Genomic DNA, 11176 nt, shown 5'->3' with positions numbered 1-11176 from the left:
AAAAAATTATTACAATGAAAAAGTTTATTTTATCCTTAGTACTCATGGCTGTAACAACAAGTTACAGCCAAGAGTTAAACCTACCAGTTTTTACTCAGTATCTGGCTGATAACCCGTTTGTACTTTCTCCTGCCTATGCAGGTATTGGTGACAACCTTAGAATTAGAGCCAATGGTTTAACACAATGGGTTGGAATTAAAGATGCACCACAAAACCAGTCGCTTTATGCCGATTTTAGAATCTTAGATCGTTCTGGTGTGGGTATATCGCTTTATAACGATAAGAACGGATATACAAGACAAACCGGTGCTAAAGTTTCCTTTGCGCACCACCTTATCTTAGACTATTATTCTAAGCAGTATTTATCTTTTGGTATTTCATACAACTTCAATACGTTTAGAATTGATACGGATGAATTCAATACCACGATTGAACATCCTGTTATTGATCCATCAGTTACAGACAATCGTTACAATGCAAACAATAACTTTGACATTAGTGCTTTGTATCGTAATAAAGATTTTTATATAAGTTTTAATGCCAATAACGTTTTAAAGAAAAATACCGATAAATATCGTGGAGTAGAACCAAACCTGCTTTCAAACTATCAGGTTTATACTGGTTATATTTTTCGTGATGCTGAAAACAGCCGTATAGAATACGAACCATCTGTTTTCTATCAGTACTTTGCAAGTGATAAACGTTCAACAACCGATTTTAACTTCAAATACAGAAGATACAATCGTTACGAAGATTACTATTGGATTGGAGTTTCATACCGTTTCTTAAACGACCAGTTTCCAAAACCATTATCAGTTGGACCAATGGCAGGTTTCATGAAATCTAAATTTTATTTTGGATATTCTTACCAGATCATGTTCAACGATTTAGGGAATTACAATACAGGAACACACGTAGTAACCATTGGATTTGATTTCTTACAAGCCATCAGTAACTGTCCTTGTACACAGAGTCCGGTACACGATTAATCGCCAAAAGACGATTATTTTAAAATAGGCAAAAAAGCCAATATTATAAAGCGAGTCGCAACATTATGTGTTTTTACCGCAATAATTTGAAATAAACATGCAATAACCTTAAATTTGAATATATCATTTTGGTTGTCAAAACGGTATAAATCAAATTTGATTCATGAAAGCAAAATTTTCACTTTATGCGAAACATATAGTACTGTGCCTCGCTTTTTTATTTTTACCATACGCATTCACATCCACAAATACAGTTTTTTCATTACCGCATTTGTACACCAATGCGCATGATCGTATTTATTTGTTTATCTATTTTACACTCCTTTGTTTCTTTTACTTTAACTATTATTATTTAATTCCGAGGTTGTACTTTTCAGAAAAAAAGCTTTTGTACTATCTCGTAATAGCCATTTTTCTTCTGTTTTTTCTTTGGCTTTCGACAGTTTTAGACCATCCAAGCCGAAATTTTTTAGATTTTAGGGATCATTCCGAAAACTTATTAAATCATCCCAAACCATTTGAAGGAAGATTTCCGCCACCGCCGCATAGAAATGAGCCAATGCCTTTTGAGTTCAACGGAGGTCCGCCAACACAATACGGACACACAACATTAGTTTATTTAATTGGCGTAATCTCTAGTTTGCTTTTCGCTATTTCAGGAAGATTGCAAAGTGTTGAAAAAGAAAAAGTAAAATCAGAACTGGCATTTTTAAAAGCCCAGATCAACCCGCACTTTTTATTCAATACTCTAAATAGCATTTACGCCCTGGCTTTAAAAAAAGACAACAAAACGGCAGACGCTGTAGTTCAGCTATCGGAGTTAATGCGATATATAATGACCAATTCAAATGATGAGGTAATTGATTTAAGCAAGGAAATCAATTACATTAGTAATTTCATTTCACTTCAAAAAACACGTTTAGGAAACACAGTAAACGTAGATTATAATGTAACCGGAAACACATTTGGAAAAGTAATAACACCGCTCATCTTGATTTCATTTATCGAAAATGCATTCAAATACGGAGTAAATCCAGATCAGACTTCCGAGATTTGTATCAAAATAGATATCGATGATGAAACACTAACTTTATACGTTTCCAATAAAAAGACATTTTCGATACAATCAGACTCAGGAATTGGACTTCACAATACAATTGAAAGATTGAAGTTAGTATATCCTAATAAGCACCATTTAAAAATCGAAGATTCAGCAGAAAAATACATTGTAAACTTGAGCGTTAAAATACGATGATAAAAGCAATAGCATTAGATGACGAGCCATTGGCATTAGAAATTCTTCAGAGTTTATGTGACACTATTGAGTACATAGAACTGAACAAGACTTTCACGAAATCTGATGAAGCATTTAAATACTTAAAAAAATATCCAGTCGATTTATTGTTTCTCGATATCAATATGCCGTCGATTTCGGGTTTAGATTTCTACAAAAAGCTTCCCCATAAAACAATGGTAATTTTCACAACAGCTTATTCTGAATTTGCTGTTGAAGGCTTTACGCTCAGCGCAACCGATTATCTGCTAAAACCAATTTCTCTTTCCCGATTTCAACAAGCGGCCGAGAAAGCTTTTTCGCAATGGAAACTGCAAAACCAAAACATCGAACAGCAGTATCTTTTTATTCGTGCCGATTATAGTTTGATTAAAATTCTGTTTTCAGATATTTTGTATATCGAAGGTCTAGACGATTATTTAAAAATCCACATCCAAAACCAAAAAACAGTTGTGGCGCGAATGACCTTAAAAGCAATCCTCCAAAAATTGCCTGAAACCGAATTCACAAGAGTTCATCGTTCCTTTATTATTCCTATTTCTAAAATATCCAAAATTAGAAATAAGATAATTTTCATCGGTCAAGCCGAAATTCCAATCAGTGTAAGTTACGAAGAAGCTTTTTCAAAACTTTTTGATCAAAAGTAACACTCTTTTTTGTTTAAAGATTTTTACTACAAAAAACAAATATTCACCCATTTACCTCATAAATAATAGCCTTTACCTCAAACTTTTTACAATGCTTTAATTTCGAATAATTTTACTTGAAAACAACTGTTAATCATTCAATTAAAATAACATTTAAACAAAAAAGCAATGAAAAGAAAAGAGTTTTTAAGAGGTTTGGGTTTAATAGGAATTGGTTCATTAGCAATTCCAATTATAAACTCATGCAGTCAGGATAATGATGATGGTTCATCAGATTCTTCATCCAATACAGATTCATCTTCTGGTTCTGGATCTTCTTCCGGTTCAGGTTCATCTTCAGGTGACTGCTCCGTAACACCATCAGAAACTGCGGGGCCATTTCCAACCATTACACCATCTTCATTAGTAAAATCAGACATTACAATGGACAGAACTGGCGTAGCTTTCACAATAAAAATTACAATTAAAAACACAAACGCAAGTTGTGCCGTATTAAAAGATGCCATTGTGGATATTTGGCACTGCGACAAAGACGGCTATTATTCAGAATACGGAGGAACTTCAATGCAGTCTGTAAACTATACTACAGTTCACTTTTTAAGAGGAAGACAAACTACAGATGCAAATGGTTTGGTCACATTTACCTCAATTTTCCCGGGCTGGTATTCAGGAAGGGCAACTCATATTCATGTTCATATTTATAACGCCAGCGGAACTTCATTGCTTGTAACACAAATTGCTTTTCCAGAGGGAACAAATAGTGCCGTTGCTTTAGTAAACGCTTCAAGTGCTAACGGTTATACAAAAGGAATGTCGGGTTACACGTATAATGCTTCAGATAATGTCTTTTCAGATTCTGTTGCAAATGAATTATCAACTATAACAGGAAGCGTTAGTGAAGGTTTTGTTTTAACCCACACCATAAATGTTGCCGGTTAATCTTAAATAACAACTTATTATGATAGCTCAAATTCCAGCACAAATTTACAAGTCAGATTCAAGAGGGTTTTTCAATTCAGAAAAACACAACTGCTTCTCGACTTTTAACTTTGAACATTACCAAGATTTATCCCGTAACGCATTTGGACTCTTAAAAGTTTTAAATGAAGTAATACTGGCTCCCCAGCAAAGTATTACTCGATTTATAAATTCAAATACAAATGTGATCATCCTGCCCTTATTTGGCGGAATAGAATATAAAGATAATATTGGTAATGGGGAATTTTTGCATGTGGAACAAATTAGAGTTCTGACAGCTAAAGAAGAATTAACCGTTGAAATTTTTAATCCATACGAAAAGGAAAATGTGAGTTATTTAGAATTTGAATTTCAAATGGGAAGACAGCATTTTAAAAACGATTTTCAGCAATATAAATTCGATTTAAGTTCACACAACAAATTGAATTCATTATTTGAAATTGAAAATGCATTTGGATTTATTGGTATTTACGACGGAAGAAAAGAAGGAGCCTTTACTTTAAAGAATACGAATAATGGTGTTTTTGTTTTTGTGATTAACGGAGCTTTTGAAATCGAAAATCGACTTCTGGAAGCCAAAGATGGTTTAGCAATTCAAAAAACAGAAACTATAGAATGGGAATCTTTATCGCAAAATGCGATGCTGCTCGTAATTGAAGTTCCTCTAAATTCAAATTAAATGAAAATAACGAAAATAAAACTCGCTTATCGTATAGTAATAGACAGCTCATCGGCTTTACTTTGGGATAAATATGTTTTTGAAGATACTTTCAAAGAATACCAAATGCAGTCTCAGCAGTTTAATTCAGAATCGAATCCAAAAAACACATTTAGAGAATTATTAAGTGAAAACGAAAAAGCAAACCAACTGCATTTTCTAACCGGAATTGCGGCCAGCGGCTATGTGGAACAGTTAAAAGGGAATTTCCATCGTGTAACAGATGTTTTAGGAAACAATTATTTTCCCTTCATCAATTATCAGTTAGATATTATCAATACAGACATAACAGATGCATCAAAACATAAAATCGGAATCACTTTTTATTCGCCTTTATTGAATTACTTTGGTATTGTTGAAGGAAATTATCTCATTTCAAAAAATACCGAAAACACAAATGAATATGAAACCATTATGTTTCCAGTTCAACATAATTTGTCTATTTGTTTCATTCAAACAGAAGACTAATTCAACCTCCAAAAACAAAAAATAATTTAATTGATTTTTTGCCTTTTCTGTTTTTCTGTTAACAGAAAAGGCTTTTTTCATTTCTTCAGGTATCAAATTACTATCTATAATTGTTTTTAATCCTTAATAAACCAATTTATTTGTGAATTTATAACGTTTTCGTTCTTTTTGTTGTCTCTTTTTTAGTTTATCCGAATTTATTAGTACTTTAAAAGTCCTATATTTGTTTTTCTTTCTAAAAAAACTAAAAAAATATCAAATGAAAACTTTAAACGATTTCGACTTTAAAAATAAAAAAGCAATTATCCGTGTAGACTTTAATGTGCCTTTGGATGAGAATTTTAATGTAACTGATACGACACGTATTGAAGCTGCAAAGCCAACTATAGATACTATTTTAGCTCAAGGCGGAAGTGTAATTTTAATGTCGCACTTAGGAAGACCAAAAGGTGCTGAAGAAAAATATTCTTTAAAACATATTTTAAAAACAGCTTCAGAAATTTTAGGAGTACAAGTTAAGTTTGCTGAAAACTGTGTTGGAGAACCAGCTCAAACAGCTGCTAAAAACCTACAGCCTGGAGAAGTTTTATTACTTGAAAATTTACGTTTTCACGCAGAAGAAGAAGCTGGAGATGTTGCTTTCGCTAAAGAATTAGCTTCACTTGGTGATATTTATGTAAACGACGCTTTTGGAACTGCACACAGAGCGCACGCTTCGACAACAATTATTGCACAGTTTTTTCCAAACGATAAAACATTTGGAACTTTATTGGCAAAAGAAATTGAGAGCTTAAATAAAGTACTTAAAAATAGCGAAAAACCAGTAACAGCAGTTTTAGGAGGTTCTAAAGTTTCTTCTAAAATCACCGTTATTGAAAACATCTTAGACAAAGTTGACCACATGATTATTGGTGGAGGTATGACTTTTACATTCGTTAAAGCGCAAGGTGGAAAAGTAGGAGATTCAATCTGCGAAGACGATAAATTAGATCTAGCACTTGAAATCTTAAGATTAGCAAAAGAAAAAAATGTTCAAATTCACATTCCTGTTGATGTAATTGCTGCAGATGATTTCTCAAACTCAGCAAAAACACAAGTTGTAGATGTAACCGCAATTCCTGATGGATGGCAAGGTCTTGACGCAGGTCCAAAATCATTAGAGAACTTTAAAAAAGTAATTTTAGAATCAAAAACTATTTTATGGAATGGTCCATTAGGAGTTTTTGAAATGGAAACATTCTCTAAAGGTACAATTGCTTTAGGAGATTATATTGCAGAAGCAACTGAAAAAGGAGCATTTTCTCTAGTTGGAGGCGGTGATTCTGTTGCAGCAGTAAAACAGTTTGGTTTTGAAGACAAAATGAGCTATGTTTCTACTGGCGGCGGGGCGATGCTTGAAATGTTAGAAGGAAGAGTTTTACCTGGAATTGCTGCAATTTTAGACTAAAATATCACAATTAACATTTTTTTGCGTACTTTTAAGCGTTAAACTTTATAAGTTTGCAAAAATAACAGTTCTATAATTGGTTGATTTATAGAATTTTAAATAAATGTTATATGATTGTAAAGAAAATATCATTAGCGGTAACCGCTTTATTTTCTCTGTCGATGTTCTCGCAGCAAACTGCAGAAGTCTCGAGGGAAATAAAGCCCGAAGTAAAGCTGTCTTATTTAGATTCGGTTAAAAGCACATTCAAAAAAGATGACCTGGCAGCAAAAGTTGACAGTCTTTGGATGAATGAGTTAGTAAGTTTAGACATCTACGATGATTTGACAAAAGACATTCAAACCATTAATAAGGACGTTACTGTAGATGAGGAACTGCCAACAGAACTGCTTAAGCAGCGTTTGGCGGCAATGAATGCCAAATCACCTTTTGAGATTGAATACAATCAAGGATTAGAAAACATAATAAAGTCATTTCTTAAGAATCGTAAAAAATCGTTTTCTCGATTAATGGCTTTATCAGAATACTACTTTCCAATATTCGAGGAAACATTCGCAAAAGAAAAAGTTCCGTTGGAAATAAAATATTTAGCCGTTGTAGAATCTGCTTTAAACCCTAAAGCAGTTTCTAAAATGGGCGCTACCGGACTTTGGCAGTTTATGTACGGAACCGGAAAACAATACTCTTTAAAAATCGATTCTTATATTGACGAAAGAAGCGACCCTCTTAAAGCTACAGCTGCATGTTCAGATTATCTGACAAGAATGTTCAATGTTTTTAATGACTGGGAACTTGTTTTAGCTTCTTATAACTCAGGACCAGGAAACGTAACAAAAGCAATTCGTCGTTCTGGCGGAAAAACAGGTTACTGGGATATTCGTAATTACCTTCCAAAAGAAACTCAAGGTTATGTTCCGGCATTTTATGCTACAATGTATCTTTTTGAATATCACAAAGAACACGGAATCAACCCTGAAAGAGCTGTCGTTAAAAACTTTGAGACAGATACAGTAGCGATCAAAAATCAAATGTCTTTCAAACAAATTGCAGATTTACTAGACATGCCGCAATCACAATTGCAGCTTTTAAATCCATCTTATAAATTAAATGTTGTACCAGCTTACCAAGGTGAGCAGAATTTCCTTCGGTTACCAAAAGATAAAATCGCAACCTTTGTTTCAAACGAAGATAAGATTTACGCTTACGTAAAACACGAATCAGAATTCAAAACAATCCCTTCTCGTTTAGCAATGAAAATTGCTCCAAAAGGAAAACCGGTTAGAGACACTCAATCTCTGGAAGTGTCTAAAGATAAAGAGATTCAGTTCTATAAAGTTCAAAAAGGAGACAACTTAGGTGCTATTGCAGACAAGTACAATGTGAATATTTCCGATTTAAAAAAATGGAATAATCTTAAATCAAATGCAATTGCGTTAGGAAAATCTTTAAAAATTAAATCAGATGTTGATACTTCTGCCAAAGTTGTTAAAGAGCCTAAAGTATTGCCTGCTGTAGAGAAAAATACAGAAGAAGCAGTTGCTTCTGCAGAAGATAATGATAAAGTTTCAATACAAACTGTTGAGTACGTTGTATTGGCCGGAGACAATTTAGGAAGCATTGCTAAAAAATTCGGTACGACTATTGCAGACTTAAAAGAGTTAAATGATCTTAGCTCTAATAATATTGGTTTAGGAAAAACATTAGTAGTTTCTAAAATAGTTACAGAGATACATGAGCCAGTTTCTACTGCTATTGCATCTAACTCTGTTGATTCTTTCAAAAAGAAAGCACCTTCAGCAAAAAGTGTAGGGGAAGATTATTACGTTAAAAAAGGTGATTCTTTGTACAGTATTTCTAAAAAATATCCTGGAGTAACAATTTCAGATATTAAAAAATGGAATGGTATTAAAGATGAAGATATAAAACCCGGAATGAAGCTTAAAATAAACGGATAATAAAAAATCTTATTTAAATTTGGGTTTTATTTCATAAATTAAGAAAATGAATAAAACCCATTTTTTGTTTATAATACTTCCGTTTCTATTGATTTCTTGTTTAAAAACAGATAAACAAGAAGAACCTGTTTCCGGAAAAACAAACACAATTTCCATAATCATAGACGATCAGTTATGGTATGGAGAAGTTGGCGACAGTATCCGAAATAAATTTGCATCGCCAGTTCTGGGTTTAACTCAGGAAGAACCTCTTTTTACAATCAATCAATATCCTGCTAAACTTCTCGAAGGATTTGTAACCGACAGCCGAAGCATTATCGTTGTTAAAAAATCAGCTGTAGATAAGTTTGAAATAACCCACAATAAATTACTGCCGCACAACACTTTTCGTATTTACGGAAAATCTGTTGATGACATTATCTGCAGTATCGAATTGAATTCCGCACAAATCATCAAAATGATTCGTGATGCCGAAATCGAGAAAATTCAGAAAGACAACAGCGCTTCACTTTTAAATCCGGCTGTTATAAAAAACAAATTCCATATTGATATCCAGATTCCAACCGGATATGAATATATGCTTCACAAAAAGAATTTTATCTGGCTCAAAAAAGATATTATAAGCGGAAACACTAGCTTGTTGATATACCAAATTCCGCTGCACAACTTCAAAACACGTGGAAATGTAGTGGGCAATATCATTAAAATGCGGGATTCAATTGGTTACTACATCAAAGGCAGAGAACCAAAAACCCGAATGATTACCGGAGAAGCTTATGCTCCCTATTTTTCGAATACTTCATTAGACGGAAAAGAAGCTTTTGAAACCAAAGGAACATGGGAATTAAAAAACGACTTCATGGCCGGGCCTTTTATTAACTACGCAATCGTAGATCCTGTTTATAACAGAATCTTGGTTATCGAAGGATTTTGCTATTCACCCTCAAACCAAGAACGCGACTTAATGTTCGATCTCGAAGCCATCATAAAATCTGTGAAAATAGACAAACGGTAAGGTTTTGTTTCAAGTTTTAAGTTTCAGGTTTTCTAACCGCACAGTTCGCTAAGGTTTACGCAAAGAAACACAAAGTTATTTTTAAGAGCTTGCTTAAATTATCTTATATAACTTATATGGTTTCAATAGCGTGCCTTGCGTAAACCTTAGCGAACTGTGCGGTAAAAACCCACACAGCATAAACCTGAAACCTGAAACTTTAAACCTGAAACAACTCTAGTTATTATTTTTCTTACTTTTGTTTTATAACAAACATAAAAACAAAGACTTATGAAAAAGGTAACCACAACATTAGTAATTATTGCATTATGTTTTATCTCTTGTAAAAAAGAAGTAAAAACCGAAGTTGTCACGGCAAAAGAAGCAGACAGCATTAAAACTGAAGAACCTGCAGCCGAAGCACCCGTTGATTCTGCGGCACAAATGAAAGCCTGGCAAGCATATGCAACTCCGGGAGCACCGCACAAATTAATGACAGACGAAGTTGGAACATGGAATTGCGAGATGACTTTTTGGTATGAACCAAATGGTAAACCAGAAAAATCAACTTCAGTTGCCAATATCAAAATGATTCTTGGCGGACGTTATCAGGAAGGTAATTATGTCGGAAAAATTATGGGAGCACCATTTGAAGGAAAAAGCACATTAGCCTATAACAACGCAAGTAAAGAATATACCACAACTTTTATCGACAATATGGGAACCGGAATGATGGTTGCTACGGGAAAATATGATGAAGCAACAAAAAGCATGGAATTTAAAGGTGAAGTAGTAAATCCGGTAACAGGGAAGAAAGCACCTTACAGAGAAATCTACACTATTGTAGATGCTACAACCCGTAAAATGGAAATGTTTGATGTCAAAGACGGCGCTGAATATAAAAGCATGGAAATTGTCATGAAGAAAAAATAATAAAGTAAAGCAGTTCTCACTCCTGCAAGGTTTCCAAAACTTTGTAGGTATAATTGACATTGACAAAGTAAAAAATAGATAATAAAGATAAGATACCTACAAGGTTTTGGAAACCTTGCAGGAAGAGTAAAGTAACTTTTAATGAATCCCGATTATAGTTTTATAATCGGGATTTCTATTTGATAATATTTGACGTAATTTTGTTTTAGGATTATTAAAATTAAAAGAAAAATACAAAATGGAATTAAAATGGAAAATAAAGCCATTTGAGGCATTAACTGTAAACGAGCTATATGATTTGCTTAAACTAAGAAGTGAAATCTTTGTAGTAGAGCAAAACTGCGTTTATTTGGACATTGACGGCAAAGACAAGAAAGCTTTACACCTAATTGGAGAATATGATGGTAAAGTTGTAGCCTATTCTCGTTTATTCGATGCCGGAATTAGTTTCGACAATGCCTCAATAGGAAGAGTAATTGTTGATGCCAATTATCGTGATAAAAAGTGGGGACACGATTTAATGCGTGAAGCAATTGTCGCTATAAAATCTAATTTTGGAAAAGATCAAATTACAATTGGAGCACAATTATATTTAAAGAAGTTTTACGAAAGTCATGGTTTTGTCCAGTCAAGTGAAATGTACCTTGAAGATGACATTGAACATATCGAAATGATTAGAGGATAAGCACAAAAAGAATAATGTTACAATGTTGCAATATCAAACACCTGTCTTTTATGGAGTTTGTAATTGCC

General features: G+C 33.5%; 11 protein-coding genes. All 11 read left to right on the top strand.

Annotated features, from left to right (window positions below):
- The first annotated feature begins 14 nt into the window (after window positions 1–14).
- Window positions 15–989 carry a PorP/SprF family type IX secretion system membrane protein gene (locus tag BUE10_RS14025; RefSeq protein ID WP_073486146.1) on the top strand — a complete coding sequence of 325 codons (975 nt, stop codon included), beginning with the start codon at window positions 15–17 and terminating at the stop codon, window positions 987–989.
- 388 nt (window positions 990–1377) lie between these two features.
- Entirely contained in the window at window positions 1378–2244 is an 867-nt protein-coding gene (locus tag BUE10_RS14020) for a sensor histidine kinase (RefSeq protein ID WP_159439062.1), read from the top strand.
- The gene (locus tag BUE10_RS14015) at window positions 2241–2930 is read left to right on the top strand and encodes a LytR/AlgR family response regulator transcription factor (RefSeq protein ID WP_073486049.1); all 690 of its coding nucleotides are present in this window, start codon (window positions 2241–2243) and stop codon (window positions 2928–2930) included. The genes BUE10_RS14020 and BUE10_RS14015 overlap by 4 nt, the downstream gene beginning before the upstream one ends.
- Before the next feature lie 168 nt (window positions 2931–3098).
- Window positions 3099–3869, top strand: coding sequence for a dioxygenase family protein (locus tag BUE10_RS14010; protein WP_073486047.1), 771 nt, complete (start codon window positions 3099–3101; stop codon window positions 3867–3869).
- Between the two features lie 19 nt (window positions 3870–3888).
- Window positions 3889–4587 carry a pirin family protein gene (locus BUE10_RS14005; RefSeq protein WP_073486045.1) on the top strand — a complete coding sequence of 233 codons (699 nt, stop codon included), beginning with the start codon at window positions 3889–3891 and terminating at the stop codon, window positions 4585–4587.
- Window positions 4588–5094 carry a hypothetical protein gene (locus tag BUE10_RS14000; protein ID WP_073486043.1) on the top strand — a complete coding sequence of 169 codons (507 nt, stop codon included), beginning with the start codon at window positions 4588–4590 and terminating at the stop codon, window positions 5092–5094. It begins immediately after the preceding gene.
- Between the two features lie 259 nt (window positions 5095–5353).
- Window positions 5354–6541, top strand: a complete 1188-nt coding sequence (locus tag BUE10_RS13995) for a phosphoglycerate kinase (RefSeq protein ID WP_073486042.1) — start codon at window positions 5354–5356, stop codon at window positions 6539–6541.
- Between the two features lie 110 nt (window positions 6542–6651).
- Window positions 6652–8496: a LysM peptidoglycan-binding domain-containing protein gene (locus BUE10_RS13990; RefSeq protein WP_073486040.1), complete on the top strand. Its 1845-nt coding sequence runs from the start codon at window positions 6652–6654 to the stop codon at window positions 8494–8496.
- 46 nt (window positions 8497–8542) lie between these two features.
- Entirely contained in the window at window positions 8543–9511 is a 969-nt protein-coding gene (locus BUE10_RS13985; protein ID WP_073486038.1) for a DUF4837 family protein, read from the top strand.
- A gap of 270 nt (window positions 9512–9781) precedes the next feature.
- Complete coding sequence (locus BUE10_RS13980; RefSeq protein WP_073486036.1) at window positions 9782–10423, top strand: DUF1579 domain-containing protein; 642 nt, start codon at window positions 9782–9784, stop codon at window positions 10421–10423.
- A 238-nt stretch (window positions 10424–10661) separates the two neighbouring features.
- Window positions 10662–11108 (top strand): GNAT family N-acetyltransferase, encoded by a 447-nt coding sequence (locus BUE10_RS13975; protein WP_073486034.1) that lies wholly within the window; start codon window positions 10662–10664, stop codon window positions 11106–11108.
- The last annotated feature ends 68 nt before the right edge of the window (window positions 11109–11176 follow it).

This window comes from Flavobacterium sp. CF108 (genome assembly GCF_900129795.1).
GTDB lineage: Bacteria > Bacteroidota > Bacteroidia > Flavobacteriales > Flavobacteriaceae > Flavobacterium.
This window is presented reverse-complemented; position numbering and strand designations above follow the sequence as displayed.

Excerpts from the sequence above, each read along its gene's own strand:
- BUE10_RS13985 (WP_073486038.1), top strand. The coding sequence starts at position 8,543 with ATGAATAAAACCCATTTTTTGTTTATAATACTTCCGTTTCTATTGATT.
- BUE10_RS14005 (WP_073486045.1), top strand. The coding sequence starts at position 3,889 with ATGATAGCTCAAATTCCAGCACAAATTTACAAGTCAGATTCAAGAGGG.
- BUE10_RS14015 (WP_073486049.1), top strand. The coding sequence starts at position 2,241 with ATGATAAAAGCAATAGCATTAGATGACGAGCCATTGGCATTAGAAATT.
- BUE10_RS13980 (WP_073486036.1), top strand. The coding sequence starts at position 9,782 with ATGAAAAAGGTAACCACAACATTAGTAATTATTGCATTATGTTTTATC.
- BUE10_RS13995 (WP_073486042.1), top strand. The coding sequence starts at position 5,354 with ATGAAAACTTTAAACGATTTCGACTTTAAAAATAAAAAAGCAATTATC.
- BUE10_RS14000 (WP_073486043.1), top strand. The coding sequence starts at position 4,588 with ATGAAAATAACGAAAATAAAACTCGCTTATCGTATAGTAATAGACAGC.
- BUE10_RS13975 (WP_073486034.1), top strand. The coding sequence starts at position 10,662 with ATGGAATTAAAATGGAAAATAAAGCCATTTGAGGCATTAACTGTAAAC.
- BUE10_RS13990 (WP_073486040.1), top strand. The coding sequence starts at position 6,652 with ATGATTGTAAAGAAAATATCATTAGCGGTAACCGCTTTATTTTCTCTG.
- BUE10_RS14010 (WP_073486047.1), top strand. The coding sequence starts at position 3,099 with ATGAAAAGAAAAGAGTTTTTAAGAGGTTTGGGTTTAATAGGAATTGGT.
- BUE10_RS14025 (WP_073486146.1), top strand. The coding sequence starts at position 15 with ATGAAAAAGTTTATTTTATCCTTAGTACTCATGGCTGTAACAACAAGT.